Below are 26,442 nucleotides of genomic sequence, written 5' to 3'. Positions count from 1 at the left end.
CCCATTGTCGTTCATCTCTCTTTATGTTGGACGCGTTGGTACGATTGCACAAACGCCTGTGCCGGGCGGCATACGATTGCATTTTAAATCACTCGTTATAAAATGTATCGCAGAAAGTTCCCGGCTGTCGTGGAGCCATAATCACATTCCCGAGAGACAAACACATGGCCCGGCCGAGAGAATTTGACGAAGAAAAGGTGCTGGAGCTCGCCGTGGAGCAGTTCTGGGAACGCGGATACGAAGCGACCTCGATCCGGGATCTCGCCCTTGCTATGGGCTTGACGACAGCCAGCATCTACAACGCATTCGGCGACAAGCGGGCGGTTTATCGAAGAGCGCTGGATTTTTACGTCGAACAAAGCTTTGTCGATCGGGTCGGGCGTTTCGAATCGAAACCGTCACGGCAGGCGATCAGTGCGTTCTTTGGCGAAATCATCGAGCGCTCGTTGAACGATACGAAGCGGAAGGGTTGCATGCTCGTCAACTCCGCTCTTGAAGTGGCCCCGCACGACGAAGAGTTCCAGCGTGTCGTCGCCGGTGTTCTTGTGCAAGTCGAGGCCTTCTTTCTGCGCTGTGTGGAAAGAGGCCAGGAAGACGGCTCCATCGGCAACCGCCAGCGCGCATCCGATCTTGCCGGTACCCTCCTTGGAACGCTGCTTGGCATTCGTGTCCTGGCACGTACGCGTCCGGAAAAGGAGTTACTCGAAGGCTTGATAAAGCCCGTTTTCGCGCTCCTTGAACCCGATTCGACCAAACAACCGGAACCTGCTTGACCATGAACAAGTGGCGCCGCATGCAAGGTATCCCGGCAGCTTGGCAGGAAATTTCCGTCCTCTCATGTAACGATCAGAGCCTTTTCTTCGAACTGGAATATGTCGGATGAAGAGTTCGGCGCGCGAAGAAGAGTGGGCCTCTTGGATGCGATCTGCGATCGCGGGCGACGGGCGCGCCTACCACAGATTGCTGACAGCCGTCACGCCTCATCTTCGCGTGATCGCTCGCAAGCGCTGCGAACAATTCGGTGCGCCGGCAAGTGAGGCTGAGGACGTGGTTCAGGAAGTGTTGCTGGCTATCCATCTCAAGCGCGGCACATGGGATCCATCCCGGCCCCTGGGCCCGTGGATGGCCGCCCTCGTGCGCAACAAATTGATCGACAGTCTGCGGCGTAGAGGCAAGCACGCCGCCGTTCCCCTCGAAGACGTGATTGCGATCCTCGAAAGCGATGACGGATCAGGGGCCGCTGACAGGATGGACATCGAACAGATACTGGGCCGGCTGAAGGATCCTCAGCGAACAATCGTCCAATCCATTTCGATAGAAGGTTCGAGCGTCCGCGAGACGGCAGAGCGTCTGAAGATGACGGAAGTGGCGGTGCGTGTGTCGCTCCACCGGGCGCTCAAGGCGCTGTCGGCCCTTTATTCGGAGCCGCTGAAATGAAGACGGACAATCTCATAGAACTGCTCGCACAGGACGCCCCGGTCAGATTAAACCTCAGTCATATGCTCCAGCAGGCAACCATCGCGGCCGTCATGATCGTCGCGATTGCCTTCTTCTCGGCAATCGGTTTCCGGTCAGATATCGACACTGCAATGGACACCGATCGCTTTCTGTTCAAATTCGTGATCACGATCGCACTCGCGATCACCGGCAGCCTTGTAATGTACCGTATTGCAAAGCCCGGCGTGCCGTTGCGATGGTGGGGCTGGGGCTTGCTGGTACCGTTGGCATTGGCTGTCGGCGCGGCAGTGTGCGAGCTTTTGGTCATGCCCCCTGAAACCTGGGTGCCGCGGATGATCGGGCACAATTCCAGACTCTGTCTGACAATTATCCCTTCATTGTCGCTAGGTCCCCTTGCCTGTTTTCTTTTTGCGCTACGACATGGGGCGCCGACACGTCCAGGACTTGCGGGGGCCGTTGCGGGTTTGGCGTCAGCTGGTATTGCGGCGACGTTCTACGCCGCGAACTGCGACGACGATAGCCCGCTCTTCGTCCTGCTCTGGTACCCGATCGCCATATCGGTCGTTACGGGGCTTGGCGCTCTGGTTGGGCGTAGGTTGTTGCGGTGGTAGGTTCGGGAGGGTCGCACCCACTGTATTCTTCGCCGTCAGCAAGGCCGCGGCAGGTCGCTGAATCCCGCCCGGTCCATAGGCCGGCAACAGCAAGTAGGGGCCAGAACAAGAGCAGTCCGAAATCGTACGCGGCCTTTATCAACCAAAGACAGCAAATTAGTTGTAAGATAGCGTCTTCCATGCGGATCTTCGGTCATTCCGAAGGAGATGAATTATGTCTGAAATGATATTGGCGATGCTTTCCAATATTCGGACAGTTGAAGACATGGTCACTGCGTTCCGAGAGGAGGAGCATTGCCGGCGTTTGCTGGAAAGCATGGTATGGCCGAATGGGAGGGTTTGCCCCGCCTGTGGTTACAAGCGCTCGATCGCGATAGCAGGCCGCGACATAGGCAAGCACCGTGCGCGGCCGGGTCTCTATCAATGCTCCAGCGGTGATTGCCGTTTCCAGTTCACGGTGACAACACACACGCCCCTGCACGCCACAAAACTTCCCTTGCGCACCTGGCTAAAGGCGATGTGGCTATTGCTGCAGTCGGACAAAGGCTTGTCCTCGGTCCGTCTTGCCGAGACACTCGAGGTGAGCCAACCCACTGCCTGGCGGATCGGTCATGCGCTGCGTCTGATGGCGGCGCGCGAACACACGCTCGACGGCACGGTCGAAGTGGACCATTTCTATCTTGGTGGAAGGCCAAGAAAGCGGCCTGATGAACCGCCGCCGGGGCGAGGCCGCAAGGGGCAGGCAAAAACGGAAAAGACGCCAATCATGGCGATCGTGCAGCGACCGGCAGACGTCACCCCCGGTTCCACCGCGGGCGATGCCCGCGTTACCGGCCTTTCATTGCGTGCTGCCGTGGGCGCAATTGCAACACAAGTTGAGCTTCATGCGCATTTGATGAGTGACGAGGCAAAAGCATTCGTGGCCATCGGAGAAAGCTTTGCCACACACGAGACGGTCAACCACTGAACCGCACCGGGTTTGCCGGAGGCCATTTCGTTTAAGTTATGCGGCCATGGCCGGTGCGTCCAGCCTGGCGTAATATCGTTCTTCGGCTTCGGCTGGCGGTATCTTGCCGATGGGCTCCAGAAGGCGGCGGTTGTTGAACCAGTCGACCCTTTGGAGCGTGGCGAACTCCACAGCTTCGAAGTTTCGCCACGGTCCTCGCCGATGGATGACCTCAGCCTTGTAGAGACCGTTGATCGTTTCGGCGAGAGCGTTGTCGTAACTGTCGCCGACGCTTCCGACAGACGGCTCGATGCCCGCCTCCGCCAGCCGTTCGGAATAGCGAATGGACACATATTGCGAGCCGCGGTCGGAATGATGAACCAGCCCGCCACGGTGGATGGGCCGGCGATCATGCAGTGCCTGATCGAGGGCATCGAGCACAAAGCCCGTATGAGCAGTCCGGCTTGCCCGCCAGCCGACGATACGACGAGCGAAAGCATCAATGACGAAAGCCACGTAGACGAAGCCCTGCCACGTCGCCACATAGGTGAAATCCGAAAGCCACAACATGTTGGGCGCTGGCGCACAGAAGTGTCGGTTCACCCGGTCGAGTGGGCATGGAGCGGCCTTGTCGCTGATCGTCGTGCGGATCGGTTTGCCGCGAATGATGCCCTGCAGCCCCATTACCCTCATAAGCCGAGCGACCGTGCAACGGGCGGCGTCGAAGCCCTCCCGCTGCAATTGTCGCCAGACCTTGCGAACGCCATAGACCTGGAAGTTCTCATTGAATACCCGGCGTATCTCGATCTTCAGGCCGATATCGCTGCGAGCGCGCATCGACAGGCGATCCACGTCCAGGCGCTTGGCGACATTCTCGTAGTACGTTGACGGGGCAATCGGCAAAAGCCTGCAGATCGGCTCGACCCCGAACACGCCACGGTGTTCGTCGATGAACGAGATCATCGTTTGAAGGGGCGGTCGAGCTCCGCCTGGGCGAAATACGCAGACGCCTTTCGCAATATCTCGTTCGCCTGGCGAAGCTCACGGTTCTCACGTTCCAGAGCCTTCATCTTCTCGGCCATGTCACTCGGCAGTCCTGCTCGTTTGCCGCTATCGACCTCGGTCTTCTTCACCCACTCATGTAGCGTGGCTGCAGAGCAGCTGATCTTCGCCGCGATAGATGAAACAGCAGCCCACCGTGACGGATGTTCTGCCTCGTGATCCAGAACCATGCGGATCGCACGCTCACGGACCTCAGCTGAAAACTTGTTCGTTGTCTTGCTCATATCGGCTCCACTCTCTCAGAAGTTGGAGCCTCCGGCAAACCCGGTGCGGTTCACTAGCCGTTATTGGTGGAGCTTCATATTCAGCCCCGACCAGCCTGGCGATGGCACAGCTTCTACGATTCCGCGATACGCGTCGCGGCGAAAGAGCAAGTCCGATTTTCCAGCCAAATCGGATGCCTTAACAATTCGCCCATCAGCGAGGTGCACTGGTAGACCGGCCGTCACGTAGCACCCCGCTTCAACAATGCAATTGTCTCCTAACGAAATGCCGACACCAGCGTTGGCACCTACTAAACAGTTCCGACCGATATTTACGATCTGCTTGCCGCCACCAGACGTCGTTCCCATGAGCGATGCCCCGCCACCGATATGCGATCCCTCCCCTACGGTGACACCCAGGCTAAGCCGACCTTCAACCGCTGTCGCTCCAAGCGTCGAAGATCCCGTATTGCAAAAGCCGCCACCTAGGACATTCGTCCCATTCGCCAAATAAGCACCTAAGCGGACGTTCTCACTGTTCATGATTTTGACCCCACAAGGCACCACATAATCTGTCATCCGTGGAAACGGCCACACACCTCCTATCGTGATCTCCCTCCCATCTAACCATGCATTATGTCTCAGTCCCTCTACGCGTTCCGGCAAGCAAGGCCCCAACGAGGTCCAAGCCACATTGACGAAAAAGTCGAGCACGCCTGCGAGATTTACTTGACTAGGTGTTGCTACACGAGAACTCAGAAGGTGAAGGCGAAGATACACGTCGCAGAGGCTCACAGATTGCTCTCGAAGATCGCGTATGGTGGTTTGTATCGGGATGATTTGAACATCGCGTCTGTCGTCATATCGGGTAATGCCGAAAACGGATCGACCAAGGAATTGCGAAAGGTCAATTTCGTCAACGCGCTTAGTCAAAGTCTGATCGACTTCGTCAAGCCGTATTTTTAAGTATCGAGCCTCTATGAAACGGCCGTTGGCATCCACCGTTGCCAAGCCCATCGCGGTCACCCCTCTAAGGGCGTTTTTGTTGTGGTCTTGATGTAACATCAGTAAGGTCCTTGGAAAGGGAACAAGTCAGAACATCCACGTCTACGTTCTGGCCGCTGCAAGCGTTACAGAAACGGCTTTTCGGGATAACTAAGTTCGAACTGGGCTGGTGGAGTGGGTGCCCCCGCCGGCCGGCGTGCGATACCCGCTTAGCGCCATCATATTTCCAAGGTGCTGGTTGTCGGAGGCGACAGAGAGCCGGAGAAGAAATTTCAAGAGCCATTCCATTGGACATGCAGAAAGCAATGCAAGCGCCATTTCCCAACGTAATGACTGAGAAGCTAGATTGTGACCATTCGCCGTTTTTCTCGATGCCCCATGAGTTGGTAAAGGCGTTAGAGAGGTTCAGACGCGCAGAGTGAAATTTTGCTCACTCCCTCCGCGACAAGGGCGAGGCCATCGCCCTGCGGAACGTTTTAGAATGTTCGTTATAAAACTGTTGATCGGAAGATCGCAGCATGCCAGTCTTCCCATCCAATAACGGACTGCCGCCTCAACTCTCGTTCGCGCGTACCAAACTTTTCCGGAAAATGCCGGATTCTATATAACAAATTAGCGGGCGGTTCAGAGAAAGGAAAATTGGATGCAAAAATCGGCCCGGGAAAAAGAATGGGCAGAGATGACGCGGGCGGCGGTGGCGGGCAACACGCAGGCCTACCGCAACGTACTCGCTGCCATGACGCCGCATCTCCGCGCGATGGCACGCAGACGCTGCGATCAATTCAGTATTCCGGCCAGCGAGGCTGAAGACGCGGTCCAGGAAGTCCTTTTGACGATCCATTTGAAGCGAGGTAGCTGGGACGTGGATCGCCCAATTGGACCATGGTTATCGACGATCGTGCGCAACAAGCTGATCGATTTTCTCCGCAAGCGCGGGAAGCATGTGGTTATCCCGATACACTATGTCGCCGCGACGCTTGGCATGGGGGACGGGTCGGAAATCAGCGACCGCCTCGATGTAGAGAAAATCCTCCATGGACTGAAACACCCGCAGCGGACGATCGTCCGCTCCATTTCCATGGAAGGGGCCAGTGTGCGGGAGACGGCCGCACAGCTGAACATGTCCGAGGTGGCTGTGCGTGTGTCATTGCATCGTGCGCTCAAGGCGCTCTCGGCCGTCTATCGGAGTGACCATGAAAACGAGTGAACTAATCGATCTTCTGGTGAAGGATCTTCGCCCGGAGCCGACGTTAAACCAGCTGCTCGCCCACGCCTCGATCGCCGGCACTTTGATTGCCGGGATCGCCTTCTTTTCGCAGCTGGGCTTGCGGGACGATGTCGGTGATGCAATGGCCAGTGGCCGGTTTCTCTTCAAGTTCGTGGTGACTTCGACGCTTGCCGCATCGTCCGCCGCGATGTTCTTCAGGATGGGCAAGCCCGGCGTTTCGCTCGGGACGGTCAGGCCGATCTGCTCCTGTCACCTGCGTTGCTAATTGTCGCGGCGCTGCTGGAGCTGTCGGTGACGCCCACTGAAACCTGGATCGCCCGCGCAGTCGGGCAAGATGCGCTGAACTGTCTGACAACCATCCCCCTCCTGTCTGTCGGCCCGCTTGCTTGCTTTACGGCATGCGGCAAGGAGCTCCAGGCAACCCAGGTATCGCTGGAATGATCGCGGGACTTGCTGCAGCGGGAATTTCGGCGACTTTTTATGCATCAAATGGCGATGAAGACGGCCCGCTCTTCGTTCTTCTATGGTATCCCATCGCAGTCGCGATGGTTGCGCTCGCCGGATATCTTCTCGGCCGCCGGCTGCTGCGTTGGTGATAAGTGCTTTGGCTAAGTGGAGTAAACGACGTGAAGACCGATGATCTGATTGATCTCCTGGCAGAGGACGCGCCGGTAAGGCTTCGCCTTAGCCGAGCGCTTGGGGTCGCGCTGGCAATCAGTGTGCCGCTCTCTGCCGCCATCCTTGTCGCGACCATCGGCATACGGCCTGATTTGGGGGACGCGCTTCAGACCGCCCGGGTAATCTTCAAGATCGCCGTAACGCTGATCCTGGCCGTGACCGCGTCCAGTCTCGTCTTCAATGTTGGGAAGCCCGGAGTGGCCCTTTCGCCCTATCTGAAAGCGCTTCTCATACCCCTCTGCCTGCTCATGCTCGGGGTCTTCGCCGAACTTTTCGTTCTTCCATCGAGCTTATGGGAGGAGAGCACGGTAGGAGACTATGCAAATTACTGCCTGTTTTTCATCCCCTTGCTCTCGCTGGCACCTTTTGTCGTCCTTTTCTGGGCGTTGAGGGGCGGCGCACCCGAGAAACCAGGCTTTGCAGGGGCTGCGGCGGGACTGGCGGCGGGTGGCGTGGGTGCTGCAATCTATGCCTGGCATTGCCCCGACGATAGCCCTCTCTTCGTGGCGTGTTGGTATATCATCGCAATCGCCTTCGTCACGCTTTGCGGATATTTTGCGGGCAGACGCTGGCTCACCTGGTAGAGGATTGCGGGCTCTTCAGCTGTGACGTGCCTCTGCCAAATCAGGCCATTTGGAACTGGAATTTTCCACAGAAGGTTCGCCTCTTACGTTGCCGAAGGCTTCGCCCAGCCGTCTTGCTCGCGGTGCGGCGCAAACAAGTTGCCGGTGGGCAACACGCCTCCCAGGTGTTCACCGGCTCTGAGATGAGGTGGGCAGTATGAGCGAACTACAAAGCTCCGGGTAGCGCTTAAGTTCCATAAATCTGCTTACGCCTCAGACACCCTCCAAATTCGACTAATTTTACAAGTCTCCGTACACTCAGGCTCCCGCAACCAAATACAAAAAAGCCCGCACTCAGCGGGCTTTTTGTATTGTGGCTGTCGGCTGAGGCGATGGCTTTTGCCGATATCGGATACGGCGCGATCTGCCATTACATCCTCCGAAACTTCAATAGTTTATGAGCTGGGCAATCTGATATTGCGCTTCCGGTTTGTCTGTCGAGACCATGGAGGGAGAGTAGTCCCCCCTCGTTGTTCCAAGCATAAGTTGAATTATAAGGTTAGTTTCGAGGCGCTTGCCGTATCGACTATAATATCTCGTTGATTAAATGGGGAAAGATATCCGATTGTGTGCAGATCTATTAAAACCTTATGGGGAATAGGATTTAAAATTATTGCAAAAAATAGCGCATAGCCGCCTTGGAATCATGATAGGAAAAATTGTACATAAATATATTGGCAAATCTAAAACGTTACATTATCCTCGCAGCCGCGCGACCGAGGGGGCGGGAGGGTGAGCAGAGTACACTCTAAGTGGACGACTATAAGCCGTTTAGAGAGCGCTGCCCGATGATGGCACCATCAACGACGCCATATTACGCAATCTAAAATAATGTCTGGAACACTCATGTCGGGAGCGAGTGAGCGTGGCTGCCCGCTTGGGCCGCGCGCCGGCTAATCTGCATCTCATCAAAGAATGCCTACCAATAGAAGATGACAGAGGAGAATTGGGAGGAGGGCTTTCCCAAATGCGGTATCATTCGTTGGACGCGATACGCGGCCTTGCCGCGATCGCAGTCGTGCATTTTCATATGGGCTTGATTTGGCATGTTGCGCCGTTCGGCTATCTGGCAGTGGACTTCTTCTTCGCGCTGTCGGGCTTTGTCACCGAAGTGGTTTACGGTCCAAGATTCATGACCGGCATGACGACGTCGCGCTTCGTCGTCACACGGCTTGAGCGGCTCTATCCGGTTTTTCTCGTTGGCATTTTCCTTGGTGCCTCCGTAATAGCAGCGAAGGTGTTTGTGGGCGTCGACCGTCCACCGGCATGGGTCGTTCCGCTCAATCTGGCAATCCTGCCCGCGCCTGTTGCCGGCGATTATTTTCCGGTAAACGTTCCGTGCTGGACGCTCTTCCTGGAATTTACCGCCTACTTCCTTTATGGAGCGTGTCGACGCTACCTGACAGCACCGGTGCTGTTGGCAACGATTGCGGTTTCGGGTGCTGCGCTGCTGATCTCGGGTGACGATCTGAATGGCGGCAGCACATGGAACACCATCCATATCGGCTTGGCGCGGCTTGGCTTTGCCTTTCCTTTCGGTGTGTTGCTGGCGCGCCTTGGCGTCAGGCCCCGCTGGCAGACCTGGCTCGCATTATTGCCGCCTGTTTGGCTTATGTTGATTTTCTATCAAACGAGGGCCAGCACCGACGTCGCGCTGTTGACCTTACCCATGTTGCTCGTCTGGTCCATCGCACTCGAAGTGCCGACGAAGTTGCAAGCGCTGGCGCGTTGGCTCGGAGCAATTTCTTATCCGCTCTATGTTGTGCACTACCCCCTGCTTTCTGTTTTTCAGTTCCTTTGTCGCGAGATCGGTGCGGCAGGACCAGCCGCCCAGATGGTCGGCACGGCGGCCCTTCTCTTCGCCGCGCATATGGTGGCATTTTGGAATGGCCGTTCTCGCGTCCTGGTGGAGAGGGGCGGAGGCTAATCTGTGGGGATGACCTGAAGCTGCAATGCACTGAGTGGCCAGCGGCCTAGAGCATTTCCGCTTTTCTTCGAATCGCGAAAACGCCCTATCTTATTGTTTTGCTACGCATTCCGGACGGAAAACCGCTGCGCACTTTTCCAGGAATTGCTCTAGTGCCGCTAACGATCGCTTGTTGTTGGATTAAACCCGCTTGAATGATTGGCAAGGCAATGGCTTGGGATTTCGAGGTCGTGGTCGCCGTTATTGGCAGCCTTGGTGCGGCTGGCCTTGTCCTGCGGCAATTTAGGGATCTGCGTCGCAACAGAAAGGAGAAGCAGGAGCATAGCGACCGCACCAATGTGAAGGACGTGCGGCAAACTCGTACCGAAAGTGACTAGAGCATGATGCCGAAAAGTGTGATCGGTTTTCGGGCGACATCATGCTCTACCTCTTTGATTCTAGAGCGGATTCAGATTTTAGGTCGATTCGACCTAAAATCATCCGGCTCTAGGGTAACCGGCAACCGACTGCGAACCGCACATCATTCCTTGTTGTCGTCGCTCTGGGCTCACGAACAGGATAAAGTCTGAACACAAAACCGATAGAAAGCCCGCGCCAAGCGAGCTTTTGTATCTGGTAACCGGTTCACCCGCGATGGCAACGCGCCGCGCGACTATCCCTCCGGAGCAAGTATGCAGCATTGCTCGGGTACAGGCATGAGCACGGCGCTGCTTCCCGCCGCCATCGGCTCCGACAATGCGCCATTGGCGATGATAGCACCGGCCGCCGTGTCGCACTGATACTGATAGGCGCGGCCGAGATAGGTGCGTGTTCCCAAAATCGCCGGCAGGCCGTTGCCCTCACCTCGAACCGAAAGACCGTCCGCGCGGCAGCCGAGAACGAAGCTGTCCGCAATGGGGCCGAAATCTTCCTGAGACAGCACGATCCTGGCGCCGCCTGTGGCCTCGGCCACGATCAAGGCCCCGTCGCGCTCAACCACTCGCAGCGACAGCAGGTTTTCGAAGCCGACGAAGCGGGCGACGAAGCTGTTGGCTGGTTTGCGGTAGAGGATCTCCGGCGTATCGAGCTGCATGATGCGGCCGGCATTCATGATGGCGACACGATCGGAGATTGAGAAGGCTTCCTCCTGATCATGCGTCACGTAAAGCGAGGTCGTGCCGTTGGCGCGCTGCAGCTGGCGGATTTCGACGCGCATATCGACCCTGAGCTTGGCATCGAGATTGGAAAGCGGCTCGTCGAACATCAGGAGCGGTGGCTCGATGACGAGCGCCCGCGCCAGCGCGACGCGCTGCTTTTGACCGCCGGAGAGTGCCGAGGGAAGGCGGTCGCCGAGGCCGGAAAGGCCGACGCGTTCCAGCATGCTGGCCGCCTTCTTCCGGCGCTCCTGTGTCGGGATGCGGCGCTGCTTCAGGCCGAAGGCGACGTTTTCGAGCACGGTCAGATGCGGAAACAGCGCATAATTCTGGAACACTAGGCCGATATCCCTGGCGTGTGCCGGCAGCAACGTCAGGTCGCGGTCGCCAAGCTTGATGGTGCCGCTCGTCGGCTGCAGGAAACCGGCGACGAGCCGCAGCGTCGTCGTCTTGCCGCAGCCGCTCGAGCCGAGCAGCGAGACCAGCTCGCCGGCCGCGACGGAAAGCGAAAGATCCTGCAGGACGGCCGTCTTGCCGTAATGGGCGCTGATGGAATCGATGGAGAGCGATACGGTCACGGGCGGCTACTTTGTTAGGAAGGTGAGACCCAGGGTGGCTTCGACGATCGCCATGACACCGACGGTCACGAGCATCAGCAGCACGGAAACCGAGGCGATGGTCGGGTCGAAGAACTGCTCCATATGGGCAAGGATCTGGATCGGAAGGGTGGATATGCCAGGTCCGGTCAGGAAGACCGAGACGGAGACATCGTTGATCGAGGTGATGAAAGCGAGGATGAAGGCGGCAATGACGCCGGCGCGGATGTTCGGCAGCACCACCGTCAGGAAGGCCTTCAGGGGCGGGCAACCGAGGCTGATCGCGGCTTCCTCGATCGAGAAGTCGAAGCTCGCGAGGCTGGCGCTGACGACGCGCACGGAATAGGGCAGCACCAGCAGCGCATGACCGATCAAGAGGCTCGGGAAGATCGGCAGCCCGAGCCCGATTGTGATCGATTTCATCAGCGAGAAGCCGAAGACGATTTCCGGAACGAGGATCGGCAGGACGAAGAACGTCGAAAGCCAGCGCGGCAGCTCGACCCTGTACCGGCTGATGGCATAAGCGGCCGGGGTGCCGATCAGCAGAGAAAGCGCCGTTCCGAGGAAGGCCAGTTCCAGGCTGGTGATCGCCGTCGTGCGGAAGGCCTCAATCTGGAAGATGTTCGAGAACCAGCGCAGCGTCAGCCCCTGCGGCGGGAAAGTAAGGTAGGTCGTGTCGCTGAAGGCCGAGCCGATGATGATGACGAGAGGCGCCAGCAGGAACAGGAAGACAAGGGCGGTGAAGGCGATGAGCGCGGGGTGGATGGATCTAGTCATGATCACACCGCCATCGGGTTCAGCCGCCGGGCGAGACGGCTCATGATTGCGACGATCCCGATCGTCACGACGACCATGATGGCCGCGACCGTCGAGGCGCCGACCCAGTCGAAGGTGACCATGGCGCGTTGGTAGAGGAATGTGCCCATCATCATTTGCTTTTCGCCGCCGAGCAGCTGCGGCGTGGCATAGGAGGTGAAACTGCCGGTGAAAACCAGCACGGCGCCGACGATAAGACCGGGTGTGGCAAGCGGCAGGATAACCTGGCGGAAGGTTGCGGCCGGCGTGGCCCCCAGCGACGTCGCCGCCTGGATGAGATCCTTCGGTATGCCCTCGAGCACGCCGACAAGCGTCAGGATCATCAGGGGCACGAAGAGATAGACCATCGCGACGATGACGGAGCCTTCGGTATAGAGCATCGAGAGCGGCTCGCCGATGATGCCGATCGACAGTAGTATGGTGTTGAGAATGCCGTTCTTGCCAAGAATGATCAGCCAGGCAAAGGAGCGCACGACGACGCCCGTCAACAAGGGGAACACGGCGGCGATGATCATCAGGCTTTTGGCGCGGCCCGGCGTCTGCGCGATCACATAGGCGGCGATGAAGCCGATGATCAAAGAGATCGCCGTGGTGATCAGGGCGACCTCGATGGTCCTGAAGAGGACCGTGCGGCGAAAGCCGCTGGAAAAGAAGGCGATATAGGGAGAAAATACCCCCTTGGCTTCGCCGAAGGTCGCCGCGATCGTAATGATGACGGGAACGAGCAGGAATAGCGCTACGGCCAGGATTGCCGGCGTCGCCAAACCCCATTTCATCAAATGCTTCATCAACCGAATTCCGTGAGAACGCCGCAGGAGCGTGCGGCATGCCCTGTTACATGCCGAAGATCTCGTTCCAGCGGTCGACCCAGCCCGATTGCGCTTCGATCAGCTTCTGATAGTCGATGCGGCTGAGCTTGGCGATCATCTCGGCGCCGTAGGTCCAGAGCCTGGCCTTTTCCGGCGGCAGCACGACCTTGGTCGACACCGGAGCATCGACACCCTGTTCGGCTTCCGCCTGCTGCACGTCCTTCGACAGGATGAAATTGATGAACTGGTGCGCAAGCTCGACGTTTTCGGAGCCCTTGGGGATATTGGCCGTATTGAGCACGGCGATATCGCCCTCCTTCAGATCGGCCCAGGCCATCGTCGGAACCGCTGATCGCAGCGATGTCAGAACAAAGTCCTGTGTTATCGCCACCTTGGCCTCGCCTGTCGAGATCAGGTTCACCAGTTCGGAGCCGGTATTGTAGTTCTTGACGACATTCGGCTTCAGCGCCTCGATGGCTTCGAAGGCCTTATCGGCATCCTCGTAAGAATCGGCGCCGGCATGCTTGCCGGCTTCGAGCACCGTCAGCGGCCCACCTGTCGTTGTGATGCCGGGAAGCGAAACCGCACCCTTCAGGTCGTCGCGCCAGAGATCGTTCCAGGAAGTGATCGGCGTAGCAACCTTCGCCGTATCGTAGACGATACCAATGCGGCCGATCGTGTAGGCCGGGCCATAATTGCCTTGCGGCGCACGAGCGATGTCGTAGAGGTCGGTAAGGTTGGGGAGCTTGCTGCGGTCGACTTCCTGGAAGAGACCCTGCTGGATGCCGAGCTGCGAATAGCTGTCTGTGAGATAGATGACGTCGACACCCTTACCGCCGCGCAGCTTCAGCTTGTTTAGGCGATCGGCATTGTTGCCGGTTTCGAAGACGACGTCGCAGCCGCAGATCTTCTTGAACGGCTCGATGATGTTGGCCTGCATCTTCTCGCCATTATAGCCCCACCAGGAAATGGTCAGCGTCTTTGCCTGGGCGTAGGCCGGCATGGCGGTCGCTGCGGCAAGAATGGCAAATCCCGCGGCGCGGGCAAAGTTGAGGCCTTTCATTCTCGAAATCCTTTTGGTCAATGAAATCGGGCATATGTTTCAAGCTTGCAGGATACTATTTTTCGAGCACCGGCTTTACAAGCCCAACAAATGGGCAGGGCGGTGGTTTTTGCCTTTGGTGGGATGAAAATCCTGCTGCAGTTCTTCGTTGTTGCAAATGCTTGAGATCATTCGGCTTCCCGCGAACGAGCCAGCCGGCTTTACAGGCCGGTCCCCCATCTCTATCCTCGGCTGAACGATTTTTTTGGCAGGCATGCTTTTCATGACATCCCCGCAAACAACCCTTCCCAATGATCTGCTTGTCAATGCGGCGGACGAGGTGCTGATCCGTCAGGATCTGACGCTGACCGCGCTCGGCCGCCGGCCAGCCGATCGCCTGCTGCGTGTCGGCAAGCTTTTGGATGTGCATAGCCGCATCTGGTTGGAAGATCAGGAAATCGTCATCAAGGGCAGGCGGATCGCCTATGTCGGCCCGGCCGGCAGTTACAAGGGCGAGGTCAGCGAGCGCGTACACGAGCCGCATCTGGCGGCCGTTCCCGGATTCGGCGAGGCTCACAAGCATATCGAAAGCTCGCATCTGACGCCGGAATGGGAAGCGGCGCTGGTCATGCCGCATGGCGTCACCTGGACCTGCGAGGCGAGCCATGAATTCTCCAATGTAAACGGTGCCCGCAATCTGGAATTCTGGCTGGAGGCCCGCCGCCTGGGATCGCCGATGAAGATATTTCCCCTGCCGGGATCGGCCGTGCCGCCGACCGCTTATGAATGGGGTGGCGGTCATTTCGGCTATGACGAGCAGAAGGCCTTTCTCAGTGAAAGCCTGATGGTCGCCGGCCTCGACGAGGTCATGGACTGGCCCTCGGTCAGCAATCCGGAGAATCCGGCTTACGATCGCCTCTGGGGCATGATCCGCGCCACGTTCGAGCAGCGCGGCGTCGTCGAGGGTCATGGTGCCGGCCTGCGCGATCTGGCGTCGATCAATGCCTTTGCCGGCGCGGGCCTCGCCTCTGACCACGAGGGCTGGTTCCTCGACGAGATCTGGGAAAAACTGACGCATGGCCTGTTCATCGAGCTTAGGCCGCATTCCCTGCCTGAGGTGATCAGGGGGCTGATCGACAAGGGCTTGTCCGACTGGTCGCAGATCGCCTTCGTCACCGATGATCGCAGCGCCAGCGATACGCTGAAGATGGGTGCTACGGATTACAATGTCCGGCTGGCGATCGAGAATGGACTGGCGCCCGAAATCGCCATTCAATGCGTGACCATCAATCCCGCCCGCCACATGCGTCTCACGCCCTGGGTTGGCTCGATTGCACCCGGCCGCTTCGCCGATATCGTTCTTCTTGATGATGTAAAGACGCTGTCGATTGCAAAAGTCTGGGCTGACGGCAGGCCGGCATCCGAAGGCAAGGCCTTTGTCGGCGTCCGGCCTGAGATCTACTGGCCGGACTGGGCAACGAAGACGGTTCGCATCGACCGGATCGTCAAGGCGGAAGATTTCCGGATTGCCGCCCCGTCGGATGCAGCCACGGCGAAGGCGGCGCTGCTGCGGCCATTCCATTGGGCCGATGATTTCATCACCATGGATCTGCCTGTCCGCGATGGCGCTGTCCAGCGCGATCATGATCGCAACGTCACGAAGTTCGCGATCGTCGACCGCTTTTCCGGCGAGGCCAAAGTCGCCCGTATGTTCTGGCTGGGCACGGGTCCGCGCACGCCGGATACCGCGCTCGGCGCCACGCTTGGCCATGACAAGCACAATATCTGGGTCGTCGGCTCCTCCGATGAAGCCATGGCCATGGTCGCCAATGCGCTGAAGGAGCAGCAGGGCGGCTGGGTGCTGGTCTCAGGTGGCAAGGTCGTCGCCCGCGTCCGCTATGAAGTCGGCGGCCTGATGACGGCGCGATCGGCGGAAGAGCTGGATGCGGAGATGCAGGCGCTTTATAAGGCCGGAGCCGAGATCGACTGGATGTATGAGCCGACCTTCTCGCCGCGCTGGTGGCCGGGCTTTCCCGAGCGGCTTTCCTTTGCGACGCTCACCTGTGCTCCCTGGCGCTGGGTTCTCGTCGCTCCCTCCGAAAGGGCGTCGGAAGGCTTCGTCAATGTCGCGAGCGGGGAAGCCCATCCGATCGTTTGGTAAGGATATCCGCTGGCATTTGATTGGATATCCGATCCCTTGAACATCGTTTGGGTGGACTTGCCTCATCGCGCAAGCCTGTGGATGATCGAGCCTTGACGGCTTGAGCACGCTCCTTAATTATCCGTTTGGTTACTTGTGCCGCCTTGCGACTGTGCAAGAGAGCGAAGGATAACCGTCGACGCACATAGGCGGGCGCTATCGGAAACCAGATGGAGGAGGGAACAGTGGTTGCCGTTAACAACGAGGTGCCGCGGATCATGTCGGCGTTTTCCACGCTGGGATGTGCGGAATTCGAACTGGACGAAGCTCTCGGTTTGGCGGCACGCCACGGCCTGGATGCCATCGAAATCCGTGCTCTCGGCGGCACGATCGACCTTGTCGCCCATTTCACCGACAGGTTCGGTTCTCCCGCTGGTCTGGCCAAGGCACTGAAAGCGTCTCCGGTAAGCCTATGCGCCTTCAATACCTCGCTGCGTCTTGTCGGTGCGACAGCGCAGGCGAAGGAGGAGTTCCTGCGCTATCTTCCCTGGGCGGAGGCGGCCGGCGTCAGGTCGCTGCGGGTTTTCGATGGCGGCGAAACCGGTGACAAGGGCGAAATGGCGGAAGCGCTGTCGACGCTGCAATGGTGGCGCGAGACCGCTAGGCGCGAAGGGTTCCGTGCCGACATGATCATCGAGACACATGATTTCCTCGCGCTGCCGGATGCCATTCCCCGTTTCCTCGAAATGGCGCCCGATTGTGTGCTTCTTTGGGACACACATCATACCTGGCGCAAGGGCGGGCAAGATCCCATCAAGACCTGGAAGCAGGTTCGCAACAATACCCGGCATCTTCACGTGAAGGACAGTATCTCCAAGCCGGGACCGAGGCTGCCCTATAGCTATGTTCTGCCGGGAGAGGGCGAATTCCCCATGGCTTCGCTGCGCACGGTGCTTGCCACAGATAATTATACTGGTGTCATGAGCCTGGAATGGGAAAGACTATGGCATCCGGATTTGCCGTCCCTGGATTTGGCCGTGCAGTCCGCACAGCATAATGGATGGTGGTTCCAGGCGCCGCGCAGTGAATAGTTGTTGAAGTTTACTAATATTTTAGCTTAGTTTCATATAAGAAGGCGCTACAGCAGTTGACTTTGCCGTGGCTCGCTATTTAACATATTAGAAATAGTTAAATAATAGCTTGTCGTCGTACAGACGCCGGGTCGACTATGATCTTCGGTGCAATGTTTCCAGCTTTCGATAAAGGGGAACCTCGGTGACATGGGGTTTGTGGGTGTCTGGAAGATGGAAGAGGCGGATTTTAGATACCAGAAATCCGATGCTTTGGGGTCATGCGCGCTGCTGTCAGCCGGCGCTCCCCATTTCCGGAGCGTCGACCATGACCTGCTCCCCTGCGAAGGGAAATCTTATGAATAGTAATGCGAGCCGCGGAGAAGAGGGGCATAGAGCCCTGATTTTGAAGGCGATCGCCGAAGGCGGCCTGGGTTTTGCGGCGCAATGGATCCATGACACTGCAAATGCCGGCGAGCTCTTCTATGCGGAAAGCCTCGCGCGCGTAACCGATTCGGACGGCACCGTGCACGTGGCCGGCACATTTGTCTCCTTCCTTGAGCGGCAGGATCGCTGGTTCGATCTTGATCTGCGTATTCTTGACATGGTGCTCTCTGCTTTGGCGGAGGATGAGAGGCTGGTGCTGGGGTTCAATCTGAATGCCGCCAGCCTGTCCCGCTCGGATCGGTTTTCCGATGTCTTCGGTCGCATCAGCCGCCAGCCGGAGCTTGCCCCCCGACTGGTGGTCGAGATCACCGAAGGCTATCCAGTCATCGGCGCCTCCATAGAGCGCATGAAGATGATCCGCGATCTTGGCTGCCGCATCGCGATAGACGATTTCGGGTCCGGCTTTGCCACGCCGGCGTCGCTGCTGCAGGTGGCTGCCGATATCGTCAAGATCGACGCCGCCTTCGTGCGGGACAACAGGCGCGGTCGCGACGGAAGCGACAGCCTTTCCCATCTTGTCGGCTTCGCCGCCTGCTTTGCGCCTTTCGTCGTCGTCGAAGGCATCGAAACGAGTTCGCAGCTCGACGCTGCGCGAGAGGCCGGCGCAACGCATGCGCAAGGCTTCTTCCTGTCGCAGCCGGTTTCGTTGGCGCAGCTTCGCCGCCGCAAGGGGAAGGCCGTTTTGCGGGGGGTGGGATGAGCATTGTCGCTGTTATCCCGCCAGGCATGGTCACAAGTTCGCCTTCACAGGTGTCGCCGTGATGAAGCAACCGGCCTTTACCTCGGATTATCAGGTTTCCGCCGCCCGGGCGACGCGCGAGCTCAAGACGAAGACATTGCTCCGCGCTTTGGTGAGCCAGCTTCATACCGCTTTTGCCGACGGCGCGGACGCGCTGTCCTTCACGTTCTCCGGTGGATCCGCACCGCATATCCTCATTTGCGATCGGGACGCAGCGGCTTTGGGCCGTGTGACGATAGACGCGGAAACCGGGCTCTATGTCCTTTGCGAACTCGGCCGTCATGCCACCGATATCGTCATCGTGACCGCGAACGACAATCGGTTGATTAAAGCGATCGCTCTTCATCTTTCCGATGGCCGTCCGATGCAGCAGGCACGTGATGCAGCCATCGGCCAACTTGTCGGCCAGACGATGGAGGATGTCGAGCGCAAGTTCATTCTCGAAACGCTGCATCATTGCGGTGGAGATCCCACCCATACGGCGTTCATGCTCGGCATGCCGCTCGTCAGCCTTTGCAACAAGCTGGCGGTGTATTTTTCAGACCCGGCCGATGATCGGCCGCGGGGCAACCGGGAATCGAGCGCCTGAAAGACGGCGCGATTTGAAACGGCGGGATGTCCGGCAGCGGGCGTCGCGCATGATGCAATTCGAGCGGGGCGGCGCGCGAGGAACCAAGTGAAATCCGGGAAAAGATCATGGATTCTTTTAGCGAGAGAAAAATCCCCACCCAGCCGCAGCCACGTCCCCAGTTCGACGGCTGCGTAAAGATTGTTTCGGCCTATGTCAGTCACAACGCGGTGCCGCTTCATAGCCTTCCCAGGCTGATCAAGGATGTCCACGATGCGCTGCAAGCCTTGGAGGTAGGCAGCACGACTGTCGACCGCGCCAATCTGGTGCCGGCGGTGGATTTGAAGAAATCAGTGACGAACGACTACATCGTCTGCCTTGAAGACGGTAAGCGATTCAAAACGCTGAAGCGTCACTTGCGCGTGCATTATGGGATGACGCCGGAGGAATATCGCCAGAAATGGGGACTGGCGCCCAACTATCCGATGGTTGCGCAGAACTATGCACACCGCCGCTCGGAGCTGGCGAAACTTTCCGGTCTCGGTGCCAATGGCAACAAGAAGGAAAGCGTGCGGTAAGGCTCGCTGCAGTTGACCGCTGCAAGAAGAATGGCGCCCGTGAAGGGCGCCATCGCTTTCGAATAGGGTTTGATCCCGATATGGCAGGTCAGAAGACCTGACGCAGCACGATGAACAGCGCGAAGGCCAGCGCGATCGAGGCCGGCAGCGTCAGGATCCAGGCCATCAGCATGTTGCGCACGGTCGACCATTGCAGGCCGGAACCGTTCGCCGCCATGGTGCCGGCGACGCCGGAGGACAGGACGTGCGTCGTGGAAACCGGCAAGCCGAGATGGTCGGCCGCGCCGATCGTCAGCATGGCGACGACTTCGGCGGCGGCACCCTGGCCATAGGTCAGATGCGTCTTGCCGATCTTTTCGCCGACGGTGACGACGATGCGCTTCCAGCCGACCATGGTGCCGAGGCCGAGTGCGAGCGCCACGGCGACCTTCACCCAGAGCGGGATGAACTTGGTCGCGTGATCGACGGCGGCGTGGTAGCTGGTCACGGCCTTGAGGTCGTCGGCGCTCATCGGCAGCAGCTTCTGCTTGTCGATCAGCTTCAGCGATTCACCGATCAGATAGATGTCGTTACGAACGTTGCCGACGAGGCCGTTCGGCAGCTTTTCTACGCTTGGATAGGCAGCAATCTCGGCGCTCGTGGCGTGGATATAGGCCTGGAGTGCCGGCGTCGTCGCGTCCGTCCAGGTCTTGGTCTTTACGGCGTTGCTGACGGTGGCCTTTGGATCGGCCGGTGCGGCAACGCCCGGCTTCACATATTTGCCGAGCACCGTCTCGACTTGTGTGGAGGCCGCCTTGTAAGCTTCGAGATAGTTGAAGTCCGGCGTCTTGTTCAGCGCGAAAGCCGTCGGCACGAGGCCGATGAGGATGAGCATGATCAGACCCATGCCCTTCTGGCCATCGTTGGAACCATGGGCGAAGCTGACGCCGGTGCAGGTGAAGATCAACAGGCCGCGGATCCAGGCCGGCGGCGGCGCATTACCCTTCGGTGCTTCATAGAGCTCCTTGTTGCGGATCAGCACTTTGGCGACCAAAAGCAGGATTGCGGCCATGGCAAAACCGATGATCGGCGACAGCAGCAGCGACAGGCCGACATTGCTTGCCTGTGACCAGTCGACGCCGCTGGTGGCGGAGCCGGCAGGCGCCAGGAACTGGTTGGCGAGACCGACCCCGATGATGGAACCGACGAGCGTGTGCGAGCTCGATGCCGGCAGGCCCAGGTACCAGGTGCCGAGGTTCCAGATGATGGCGGCGGTCAGAAGCGCGAAGACCATGGCGAGACCGGAGCCGGAGCCGACCTGAAGGATCAGTTCGACCGGCAGCAGCGCCAGGATGCCGAAGGCGACCGCGCCTGACGAGGTCAGAACGCCGAGGAAGTTGAAGAAGCCGGACCAGATGACGGCGAACTCAGCCGGCAGCGAGCGGGTGTAGATGACGGTGGCAACGGCATTGGCCGTGTCGTGGAAGCCGTTGACGAATTCGAAGCCGAGCGCGATCAGCAGCGCCAGGCCGAGCAGGATCCACGGAACGGCGGCCGCATCGGCAAGGTCGCTGCCGAGAGCATAGCCGACATAGGCGAGGCCACCGAGCACGACCAGGCCGAAGAGCGGCAGAAACCATTTTGCCGAGCCCCCGGCGCCGTGAATTGGGTGATTGGCGTTGCCACCCTCGGAAGTGTTTGAAGCGAGGTCGACCATCCCAAACTCCTTTATGGCCATTGATATCCTCGGTGTAAGCCTCGTTCATGAAACTCTCGTGACGCGCGAGAAGGCGGATACCGGCCCTATTGGCGGGATGCCGGGCGCTCTTTGCGGATATATCGCCCCGAATAGCTATCTTGATTTTGCCGCCAAAAGGCCTTTTTCGGTTCAGCCGGCGTTCATACGTTTAGGTGCTAAATCCTGCATGTAAGGGACTTGGATAGAGGGCCATCAAAATGAGATCGTCCGTGATTACCATCGCTGCCTTGCTCGGCAGCTTGGTTGTATCTTCGGCAGAGGCAATGCCTATCCCAGCCGTTGGGACAACGGCCTCCGTGCCGGTCGTGAAAGTAGATTATGCCTGCGGCCGTGGCTGGCATGTGACGCGTTGGGGCGAGTGCCGCCCGAACCGTTGGGGGCCGCCGCCGCGGCGTTGGGGTTACTACAGACCGCCACCGCCGCCGCCTTGGGGCTGGCATGGTCATCATCGCCATTGGCGCGATGATGACGGTTGGCGCGGTCGTCCGCGCTACTGGTAATCCGCCTCAGTGGAAAATGACATGCACCGCCGCCGCCAGCGGCGGTGTTTCCTTTAAGGATGCGGCATCGGCCGCAAAGCGCGTGCCGCCGCCCATAGTGCCGCGACAAGCGCAAACACGGCCGCCAGAATGGCCGTCAGGCTTCTGACGTCGAAGACGATATTTTCGAGCCTGGGACGAATGAGATCGGCCGTATTGAAGCTCTCGCCGCTGAATTTGCACAGGATGAGCGAGAGATTGTTGCGCACCAGCGCCGTGTCGATATCCGAGACGATGTCGCCGACCGCTTCTTTTTCGTCCATCATCGTCCGCATCTGGAGCAGCACCGCCTTCGCCGCCGCAAGAGAGGCGTGCGAACACTCGTTGAACGGACTTTCCTCGTCGCTGACGCTGCCGGGCATCAGGCCCCAGAGGCAATAGGCGCGCTGGATCTGCGCGAAATTCAAGAGGCGCCGGAAGGTTTCGTCGGTGTCGGATGCGCTCTCGGCAAGCGAAATGATCCGCCCGTAGTAAGGCGCGATCACAGCCATTTCGCCATGGGTGAGGCTTGGTATCGGGATGCCGGCTTGGCTTCCGGAGGAGCCGCCATGGGCGGCAACCATCGTCGGCCAAGCGGACAACAAGAAACAGAGGGCCGCAAGCAGCCCGCCCGCATGATGGCGTTTCCCGCGCATGTGGTGCGCGGGAGCTGGTTTGCCCGACATCTCAGGCCCGGCGAAGGGCCGCATTGCGGTAGCGCACCTGCGGCAGCTGGCGTTCGGCCCAAGCTCCGAAGGCAAGTCCGAGAGTGGTCCAGAGGATGGCATGCATCCCGAGCGAGGCGATCCGGAAGCGCCAGAGCACGACGGCCGAGAATTGTTCCGGCACTTCGTTGATCGGCGGGAGCAGATACTGGATGAGCGCGATGAAGACGATGTAGCCGATGCCGGCGATGATCGCGCCGTTCCAGGATCCGCACCGTGCGACCAGCCGGCGGCCGAAACCGACGGCAACGATCATGCCGACGACGGATGCGACGATCATGATGAAGAACAGTTCGGTTCTCGCGCCGATCGTGTCGGGATTGCCGATTGCCGGCGGGTTTGCAGGGTATTTGATGTAGGGGACCAGCGAAATCGTCACGAAGGCGGCAATTGCGAGCAGCGCTGCCGTGCCGCGCGCGCTGAGCTTGCTGAAGCGGCCATAGACGAAGGAGAAGACCAGCGCGAACAAGCCGCCGATCGCCGTCGAAAAGATCACGATGCCGGTAAAGAGGCCGATGCCAGACTGCGTGGCGCGGCTGACGATTTCCGGCTCCGATGCCTCGCCGGCTGCCTGCGCGGCCTTTTCCTCAAAACCGATGGCCCAATCGACCAGCGGTTCGCCGAAAGTGTGGGCAAAGGCAAAAACGAGAATACCGGCAAGGGCCCCGACGATCATGCCGCGGAGCAAAAGACGTCCAACCATGTTCCTGACCCCTTAGTGGCAGGGGAAGCCGAGAAGGTGACGGGCATCATGCACGAATTCGTGCACATACATCCCCGAGATGAGCGAGGTCGCACCTTCTTCCGCGCCGATAAAGTAGATCGCCAGCACCATCAGCAGGCCGGCAAAGACGGCCCAGGGCAAAATCTGGCCGAGCGGGATCGGCTGCGGAATTGCGGACGGTGCGAAAGTGGTGTCGGACATTGTATTTCCCTTTTCAAGAAAAGCGCGTTCCATTTGCGGAAGGGTTCTTGCGGGAAGGGTCTGGCTCTCGAGGGCGAAACTTACGTACTCGATTACAGTGGCGCGACCGCGCCGGGTTTCCACCGGCTTCCACACCCGCAAGTGCAAGTTTATATCTATTTGTAAAGATAGTTGTCAATCAAACGCCACTGCGATGTGAAATCGCGACAAGAGCGCGGCAGGGGATGGAGTTGGGAACCTCATGAAGACACATCTGAGCTGGATCTGCCACGGGGCGACGCAAGCCAATCGAGCGGGCTGCTTTCCGGATGATGAACCCTTGGAAGCGAAGGCAACGCAGCAGGCTCAATCATTGTCCTTCGGGCTTGGCGCGATCGATCGGGTCTGGACGAGCCCTGCCTTGCGTGCTCGCCAGACGGCCAGCGTCCTCGGTCTCGACGCCATTCCGGACGTCGCCTTGCGCGAATGCGATTATGGCGACTGGCGGGGGCAATCGCTTGCCGAACTGCATGAAAAGGACGCGGAATCCCTGACGCTATGGATGACGGACACATCGGTTGCCCCGCATGGCGGCGAATCCCTGTCGGCGGTCATGAGGCGTGTCGGCGAATGGATGGGAAATCACCTTGACGATACCGGCCATATCGTCGTCGTTACCCATGCGAGCGTCATCCGCGCCGCCGTTCAGCATGTGCTGCAGGCACCGGCAGCCGCATTCTGGGCTGTCGACGTCGAACCGTTCGGCATCGTCGAAATGACAAGCGACGGCCGCCGCTGGCAGCTTCGTTTCCCGAAGATGGCGGCATAGGGGAACTCTAGGAAAAGTGCGAAGCGGGCTTGATTCTGTTTAAAACGGAAATGTTCTGGCGATCAGCGGGCGGCCTTTGCCCGACGTCGCTCGACATGGATAAGATAGGCGGCCATGCCGAAGGTCATCGCGGCCAGCCCGTACCAGGTGATGGCATAGACGAGATGGCTGTTCGGGAAGCTGATCTGCGTCAGCCCTCCCACGGGAAACCCGCCCGGGTTCTTCGTGTCATCGGCATCGATGAAATAGGGCGCCACGTTCTCCAGGCCGCGGGCCGCCGCGATCGCAGTCACGTCGCGCGAATACCAGCGCTCTTCTGCCGGCATATTCGAGCGGATCAGCGTGCCCTTTGGCTCGTTGATCCGCAGCAGGCCGGTAACGGTCGTTTCGCTGCCGATCTGGCCCTCGGGGCGCGCGCCCGGATTGCGCTTCTCTATGGGAACGAAGCCGCGATCGATGATGACGATCGTGCCGTCGGCGAGTTTCAGCGGCGTCAGGATCCAATAGCCGGGGCCGAGCGCGGTCGAGGCATAGACCTGCGTTTCCTTGTCGTTGAGGAAAATGCCGCTCGCCTGCACATGCCTGTATTCGGAGTTTTCGGCGTTGATCTCGGCCCATTGTGCCGGGCCGGGTGCCTGAACCGCCGGCGCATGCACGCGCGCGTCGACCCGGGCGATCAGATCCAGCTTCCAGTGCAGCCGCTTCACCTGCCAGGTGCCGAGCCCGATGAGAAGCGCGGTCAGGAGCAGCAGCAGCGATACCCAGATGACAAGGGTAAGCGTCGAGCGCGGCTTGCCCTTAGATGTGGTCGAGGAAATGTCGGTCATGGCGCTGGTCTCCGGGGACGCGCTGCCGCATGATTTCGGGAGATTCAATTCTCTTCGCTGAAGATCACGCGTGGTCGGGAATATTCGGCTGCGGCTCCTGGCATTTTCAGGCATGCACCGCGCAGCGTCCGGCGGAATTTTCACACCGGGAAGAGGGCGGGCCTTCGCCTGAAGGCCCGCCGCTCGGTCTTATGGCATGTTGCGCATCATCTCGGGCGACATGGGCATCATGTTCGCGTTGAGGTGATGCATGACCCAGAGCGAGCCGGAAAGGGCGATGATGACAAGCACGATGGTGAAGATCAGCGCCATCATGTTCCAGCCGCCTTCCGAGCGGGTGTTCATGTGCAGGAAGTAGATCATGTGCACGATGATCTGGATCGCGCCGAGGATCATGACGATCGCGCCGGTGACGGCCGGATCGGAGAAAACCTTGCCCATGACCAGCCAGAAGGGAATGGCGGTCAGGATGACGGAGAGGATGAACCCCGTCATGTAGCTCTTGAAGGTGCCGTGCGCGGCCTCGTGGCCGCCATGATGGCCGTGATCGTGGGCGTCGGCGGAATGATGCGAATGGTCTGCGTTCGAGCTCATCCGAGAACTCCCATGAGGTAGACGAGGGAAAACACGCCGATCCAGACGACGTCCAGGAAGTGCCAGAACATCGAAAGGCACATCAGGCGACGCTTGTTTTCCGCGATCAGGCCGTACCGGCCGACCTGCACCATCAGCGTGATCAGCCAGACGATGCCGGTGGTGACGTGCAGACCGTGCGTGCCGACCAGCGTGAAGAAGGCCGACAGGAAGGCGCTGCGCTGCGGACCGGCGCCGTCGAGGATCAGGTGATAGAACTCGTAAAGTTCGAAGAAGATGAAGAGTGCGCCGAAGATGCCTGTGATCGTCAGCCACATCAGCGTGCCCGACTTGTTGTTTTTCTCCATCGCCAGCATGGCGAAGCCGTAGGTGATGGAGGAGAAGAGCAGCATCGCCGTGTTGACGGCGACGAGCGGCAGCTCGAACAGGTCGGCCGGAGACGGGCCGGCCGCATAGCTGTGGCCGAGCACGGCAAAGGTCGCGAAGAGGACTGCGAAGATCAGGCAGTCGCTCATGATGTAGAGCCAGAAGCCCAGCAGCGTGCTGCCTTCCGGATGATGCTCTTTCGTCAGGTAGAAGGCGGGCGTTTCGCCATCCTTGGGAGCGTGTGCGGTTTGAGAGGTCATAG

At 59.1% G+C, this 26,442-nt stretch carries 27 protein-coding genes, 2 pseudogenes and 1 other annotated feature; of the genes and pseudogenes, 16 read left to right on the top strand and 13 right to left on the bottom strand.

Features of this window, described 5'->3' with window-relative positions:
• Positions 1 to 164 precede the first annotated feature (164 nt).
• The 4 genes and pseudogenes from ACPYOP_RS12615 to ACPYOP_RS12600 form a co-directional block, all read left to right on the top strand.
• Positions 165 to 773 carry a TetR/AcrR family transcriptional regulator gene (locus ACPYOP_RS12615; RefSeq protein WP_481410728.1) on the top strand — a complete coding sequence of 203 codons (609 nt, stop codon included), beginning with the start codon at positions 165 to 167 and terminating at the stop codon, positions 771 to 773.
• Positions 774 to 879: 106 nt separating this feature from the next.
• Positions 880 to 1,437: a sigma-70 family RNA polymerase sigma factor gene (locus ACPYOP_RS12610; RefSeq protein WP_481410727.1), complete on the top strand. Its 558-nt coding sequence runs from the start codon at positions 880 to 882 to the stop codon at positions 1,435 to 1,437.
• Positions 1,434 to 2,069, top strand: a complete 636-nt coding sequence (locus ACPYOP_RS12605) for an NrsF family protein (RefSeq protein WP_481410726.1) — start codon at positions 1,434 to 1,436, stop codon at positions 2,067 to 2,069. Before ACPYOP_RS12610 ends, ACPYOP_RS12605 begins: the two co-directional genes overlap by 4 nt.
• Positions 2,070 to 2,283: 214 nt before the next feature.
• Positions 2,284 to 3,033 (top strand): annotated as a pseudogene (locus ACPYOP_RS12600) (IS1595 family transposase); the annotation flags it as partial.
• A gap of 39 nt (positions 3,034 to 3,072) precedes the next feature.
• On the opposite strand, the gene ACPYOP_RS12595 reads toward ACPYOP_RS12600, so the two are convergent.
• Positions 3,073 to 4,301 (bottom strand): IS3 family transposase gene (locus ACPYOP_RS12595; RefSeq protein ID WP_481410725.1). Its coding sequence is split into 2 segments (ribosomal slippage): positions 3,073 to 4,010 and positions 4,010 to 4,301, totalling 1,230 coding nucleotides; the frame shifts between segments, so codons are not numbered across the junction.
• Positions 3,904 to 4,020 (bottom strand) — a sequence feature (AL1L pseudoknot). It overlaps the preceding gene by 117 nt.
• A gap of 60 nt (positions 4,302 to 4,361) precedes the next feature.
• Positions 4,362 to 5,345: a DapH/DapD/GlmU-related protein gene (locus tag ACPYOP_RS12590; protein ID WP_481410724.1), complete on the bottom strand. Its 984-nt coding sequence runs from the start codon at positions 5,343 to 5,345 to the stop codon at positions 4,362 to 4,364.
• 583 nt (positions 5,346 to 5,928) lie between these two features.
• Between ACPYOP_RS12590 and ACPYOP_RS12585 the strand changes: the two genes are divergently transcribed.
• The 5 genes and pseudogenes from ACPYOP_RS12585 (at position 5,929) to ACPYOP_RS12565 (ending at position 10,118) form a co-directional block, all read left to right on the top strand.
• Positions 5,929 to 6,492: a sigma-70 family RNA polymerase sigma factor gene (locus ACPYOP_RS12585; RefSeq protein ID WP_481410723.1), complete on the top strand. Its 564-nt coding sequence runs from the start codon at positions 5,929 to 5,931 to the stop codon at positions 6,490 to 6,492.
• Positions 6,479 to 7,109: pseudogene (locus ACPYOP_RS12580) on the top strand (NrsF family protein). Before ACPYOP_RS12585 ends, ACPYOP_RS12580 begins: the two are co-directional and overlap by 14 nt.
• Positions 7,110 to 7,139: 30 nt before the next feature.
• Positions 7,140 to 7,775, top strand: a complete 636-nt coding sequence (locus ACPYOP_RS12575; protein ID WP_481410722.1) for an NrsF family protein — start codon at positions 7,140 to 7,142, stop codon at positions 7,773 to 7,775.
• A gap of 904 nt (positions 7,776 to 8,679) precedes the next feature.
• A complete protein-coding gene (locus tag ACPYOP_RS12570; protein WP_481410721.1) occupies positions 8,680 to 9,741 on the top strand; it encodes an acyltransferase family protein in 1,062 nt (353 codons plus the stop codon).
• A 194-nt stretch (positions 9,742 to 9,935) separates the two neighbouring features.
• Entirely contained in the window at positions 9,936 to 10,118 is a 183-nt protein-coding gene (locus ACPYOP_RS12565; RefSeq protein ID WP_481410720.1) for a hypothetical protein, read from the top strand.
• Between the two features lie 275 nt (positions 10,119 to 10,393).
• On the opposite strand, the gene ACPYOP_RS12560 is transcribed toward ACPYOP_RS12565, so the two are convergent.
• The 4 genes from ACPYOP_RS12560 to ACPYOP_RS12545 are packed head-to-tail and all read right to left on the bottom strand — an operon-like array spanning position 10,394 to position 14,158.
• Positions 10,394 to 11,452: an ABC transporter ATP-binding protein gene (locus ACPYOP_RS12560; protein ID WP_481410719.1), complete on the bottom strand. Its 1,059-nt coding sequence runs from the start codon at positions 11,450 to 11,452 to the stop codon at positions 10,394 to 10,396.
• Between the two features lie 6 nt (positions 11,453 to 11,458).
• Entirely contained in the window at positions 11,459 to 12,250 is a 792-nt protein-coding gene (locus ACPYOP_RS12555; protein WP_481410735.1) for an ABC transporter permease, read from the bottom strand.
• Positions 12,250 to 13,074 carry an ABC transporter permease gene (locus tag ACPYOP_RS12550; RefSeq protein ID WP_481410718.1) on the bottom strand — a complete coding sequence of 275 codons (825 nt, stop codon included), beginning with the start codon at positions 13,072 to 13,074 and terminating at the stop codon, positions 12,250 to 12,252. The genes ACPYOP_RS12555 and ACPYOP_RS12550 overlap by 1 nt, the downstream gene beginning before the upstream one ends.
• Before the next feature lie 46 nt (positions 13,075 to 13,120).
• Complete coding sequence (locus ACPYOP_RS12545; RefSeq protein ID WP_481410717.1) at positions 13,121 to 14,158, bottom strand: ABC transporter substrate-binding protein; 1,038 nt, start codon at positions 14,156 to 14,158, stop codon at positions 13,121 to 13,123.
• A gap of 262 nt (positions 14,159 to 14,420) precedes the next feature.
• On the opposite strand from ACPYOP_RS12545, the gene ACPYOP_RS12540 reads away from it, so the two are divergent.
• From ACPYOP_RS12540 to ACPYOP_RS12520, 5 genes are all read left to right on the top strand, one after another.
• A complete protein-coding gene (locus ACPYOP_RS12540; protein WP_481410716.1) occupies positions 14,421 to 16,298 on the top strand; it encodes an adenine deaminase in 1,878 nt (625 codons plus the stop codon).
• Between the two features lie 209 nt (positions 16,299 to 16,507).
• On the top strand, positions 16,508 to 17,368 hold the full coding sequence (locus tag ACPYOP_RS12535) for a sugar phosphate isomerase/epimerase family protein (protein ID WP_481410715.1): 861 nt from the start codon (positions 16,508 to 16,510) through the stop codon (positions 17,366 to 17,368).
• A gap of 337 nt (positions 17,369 to 17,705) precedes the next feature.
• Positions 17,706 to 18,494: an EAL domain-containing protein gene (locus ACPYOP_RS12530; protein WP_481410714.1), complete on the top strand. Its 789-nt coding sequence runs from the start codon at positions 17,706 to 17,708 to the stop codon at positions 18,492 to 18,494.
• 61 nt (positions 18,495 to 18,555) lie between these two features.
• Complete coding sequence (locus ACPYOP_RS12525; RefSeq protein WP_481410734.1) at positions 18,556 to 19,122, top strand: helix-turn-helix domain-containing protein; 567 nt, start codon at positions 18,556 to 18,558, stop codon at positions 19,120 to 19,122.
• 107 nt (positions 19,123 to 19,229) lie between these two features.
• Positions 19,230 to 19,679: a Ros/MucR family transcriptional regulator gene (locus tag ACPYOP_RS12520; RefSeq protein ID WP_481410713.1), complete on the top strand. Its 450-nt coding sequence runs from the start codon at positions 19,230 to 19,232 to the stop codon at positions 19,677 to 19,679.
• An 88-nt stretch (positions 19,680 to 19,767) separates the two neighbouring features.
• Here the strand turns inward: ACPYOP_RS12520 and ACPYOP_RS12515 are convergent, their stop codons facing one another.
• Positions 19,768 to 21,375 carry an inorganic phosphate transporter gene (locus ACPYOP_RS12515; protein WP_481410712.1) on the bottom strand — a complete coding sequence of 536 codons (1,608 nt, stop codon included), beginning with the start codon at positions 21,373 to 21,375 and terminating at the stop codon, positions 19,768 to 19,770.
• Between the two features lie 239 nt (positions 21,376 to 21,614).
• Here ACPYOP_RS12515 and ACPYOP_RS12510 point away from each other — a divergent pair, with 239 nt between their 5' ends.
• Positions 21,615 to 21,917 (top strand): GCG_CRPN prefix-to-repeats domain-containing protein, encoded by a 303-nt coding sequence (locus ACPYOP_RS12510; RefSeq protein WP_481410711.1) that lies wholly within the window; start codon positions 21,615 to 21,617, stop codon positions 21,915 to 21,917.
• A 53-nt stretch (positions 21,918 to 21,970) separates the two neighbouring features.
• On the opposite strand, the gene ACPYOP_RS12505 is transcribed toward ACPYOP_RS12510, so the two are convergent.
• From ACPYOP_RS12505 to ACPYOP_RS12495, 3 genes are read right to left on the bottom strand one after another with little or no spacing between them, the layout of a single operon-like run.
• Positions 21,971 to 22,591, bottom strand: coding sequence for a hypothetical protein (locus ACPYOP_RS12505; RefSeq protein WP_481410710.1), 621 nt, complete (start codon positions 22,589 to 22,591; stop codon positions 21,971 to 21,973).
• Positions 22,592 to 22,622: 31 nt separating this feature from the next.
• Positions 22,623 to 23,363: a CbtA family protein gene (locus ACPYOP_RS12500; protein ID WP_481410709.1), complete on the bottom strand. Its 741-nt coding sequence runs from the start codon at positions 23,361 to 23,363 to the stop codon at positions 22,623 to 22,625.
• A gap of 12 nt (positions 23,364 to 23,375) precedes the next feature.
• Positions 23,376 to 23,585 (bottom strand): CbtB domain-containing protein, encoded by a 210-nt coding sequence (locus ACPYOP_RS12495; RefSeq protein ID WP_481410708.1) that lies wholly within the window; start codon positions 23,583 to 23,585, stop codon positions 23,376 to 23,378.
• Positions 23,586 to 23,826: 241 nt separating this feature from the next.
• Between ACPYOP_RS12495 and ACPYOP_RS12490 the strand changes: the two genes are divergently transcribed.
• On the top strand, positions 23,827 to 24,393 hold the full coding sequence (locus ACPYOP_RS12490; RefSeq protein WP_481410707.1) for a histidine phosphatase family protein: 567 nt from the start codon (positions 23,827 to 23,829) through the stop codon (positions 24,391 to 24,393).
• 62 nt (positions 24,394 to 24,455) lie between these two features.
• Here the strand turns inward: ACPYOP_RS12490 and ACPYOP_RS12485 are convergent, their stop codons facing one another.
• From ACPYOP_RS12485 to cyoC, 3 genes are all read right to left on the bottom strand, one after another.
• On the bottom strand, positions 24,456 to 25,220 hold the full coding sequence (locus ACPYOP_RS12485) for an SURF1 family protein (RefSeq protein ID WP_481410706.1): 765 nt from the start codon (positions 25,218 to 25,220) through the stop codon (positions 24,456 to 24,458).
• Positions 25,221 to 25,409: 189 nt separating this feature from the next.
• Positions 25,410 to 25,814, bottom strand: coding sequence for a cytochrome o ubiquinol oxidase subunit IV (gene cyoD, locus ACPYOP_RS12480; RefSeq protein WP_481410705.1), 405 nt, complete (start codon positions 25,812 to 25,814; stop codon positions 25,410 to 25,412).
• Positions 25,811 to 26,440: a cytochrome o ubiquinol oxidase subunit III gene (gene cyoC, locus ACPYOP_RS12475; protein WP_481410704.1), complete on the bottom strand. Its 630-nt coding sequence runs from the start codon at positions 26,438 to 26,440 to the stop codon at positions 25,811 to 25,813. Before cyoC ends, cyoD begins: the two co-directional genes overlap by 4 nt.
• Positions 26,441 to 26,442: the final 2 nt, after the last annotated feature.

This window comes from Rhizobium sp. KNZ2-6A, assembly GCF_056755475.1.
The sequence above is the reverse complement of the archived record's forward strand: the minus strand, read 5'-3'. Positions and strand labels throughout refer to the sequence as shown.

Coding starts and splice junctions, on each gene's coding strand:
- ACPYOP_RS12510 (WP_481410711.1), top strand. CDS start 21,615: ATGAGATCGTCCGTGATTACCATCGCTGCCTTGCTCGGCAGCTTGGTT.
- ACPYOP_RS12565 (WP_481410720.1), top strand. CDS start 9,936: ATGATTGGCAAGGCAATGGCTTGGGATTTCGAGGTCGTGGTCGCCGTT.
- ACPYOP_RS12500 (WP_481410709.1), bottom strand. CDS start 23,363: ATGGTTGGACGTCTTTTGCTCCGCGGCATGATCGTCGGGGCCCTTGCC.
- ACPYOP_RS12515 (WP_481410712.1), bottom strand. CDS start 21,375: ATGGTCGACCTCGCTTCAAACACTTCCGAGGGTGGCAACGCCAATCAC.
- ACPYOP_RS12550 (WP_481410718.1), bottom strand. CDS start 13,074: ATGAAGCATTTGATGAAATGGGGTTTGGCGACGCCGGCAATCCTGGCC.
- ACPYOP_RS12585 (WP_481410723.1), top strand. CDS start 5,929: ATGCAAAAATCGGCCCGGGAAAAAGAATGGGCAGAGATGACGCGGGCG.
- ACPYOP_RS12495 (WP_481410708.1), bottom strand. CDS start 23,585: ATGTCCGACACCACTTTCGCACCGTCCGCAATTCCGCAGCCGATCCCG.
- ACPYOP_RS12485 (WP_481410706.1), bottom strand. CDS start 25,220: ATGACCGACATTTCCTCGACCACATCTAAGGGCAAGCCGCGCTCGACG.
- ACPYOP_RS12545 (WP_481410717.1), bottom strand. CDS start 14,158: ATGAAAGGCCTCAACTTTGCCCGCGCCGCGGGATTTGCCATTCTTGCC.
- cyoD (WP_481410705.1), bottom strand. CDS start 25,814: ATGAGCTCGAACGCAGACCATTCGCATCATTCCGCCGACGCCCACGAT.
- ACPYOP_RS12490 (WP_481410707.1), top strand. CDS start 23,827: ATGAAGACACATCTGAGCTGGATCTGCCACGGGGCGACGCAAGCCAAT.
- cyoC (WP_481410704.1), bottom strand. CDS start 26,440: ATGACCTCTCAAACCGCACACGCTCCCAAGGATGGCGAAACGCCCGCC.
- ACPYOP_RS12505 (WP_481410710.1), bottom strand. CDS start 22,591: ATGCGCGGGAAACGCCATCATGCGGGCGGGCTGCTTGCGGCCCTCTGT.
- ACPYOP_RS12590 (WP_481410724.1), bottom strand. CDS start 5,345: ATGTTACATCAAGACCACAACAAAAACGCCCTTAGAGGGGTGACCGCG.
- ACPYOP_RS12520 (WP_481410713.1), top strand. CDS start 19,230: ATGGATTCTTTTAGCGAGAGAAAAATCCCCACCCAGCCGCAGCCACGT.
- ACPYOP_RS12615 (WP_481410728.1), top strand. CDS start 165: ATGGCCCGGCCGAGAGAATTTGACGAAGAAAAGGTGCTGGAGCTCGCC.
- ACPYOP_RS12530 (WP_481410714.1), top strand. CDS start 17,706: ATGAATAGTAATGCGAGCCGCGGAGAAGAGGGGCATAGAGCCCTGATT.
- ACPYOP_RS12535 (WP_481410715.1), top strand. CDS start 16,508: ATGGAGGAGGGAACAGTGGTTGCCGTTAACAACGAGGTGCCGCGGATC.
- ACPYOP_RS12610 (WP_481410727.1), top strand. CDS start 880: ATGAAGAGTTCGGCGCGCGAAGAAGAGTGGGCCTCTTGGATGCGATCT.
- ACPYOP_RS12540 (WP_481410716.1), top strand. CDS start 14,421: ATGACATCCCCGCAAACAACCCTTCCCAATGATCTGCTTGTCAATGCG.
- ACPYOP_RS12525 (WP_481410734.1), top strand. CDS start 18,556: ATGAAGCAACCGGCCTTTACCTCGGATTATCAGGTTTCCGCCGCCCGG.
- ACPYOP_RS12605 (WP_481410726.1), top strand. CDS start 1,434: ATGAAGACGGACAATCTCATAGAACTGCTCGCACAGGACGCCCCGGTC.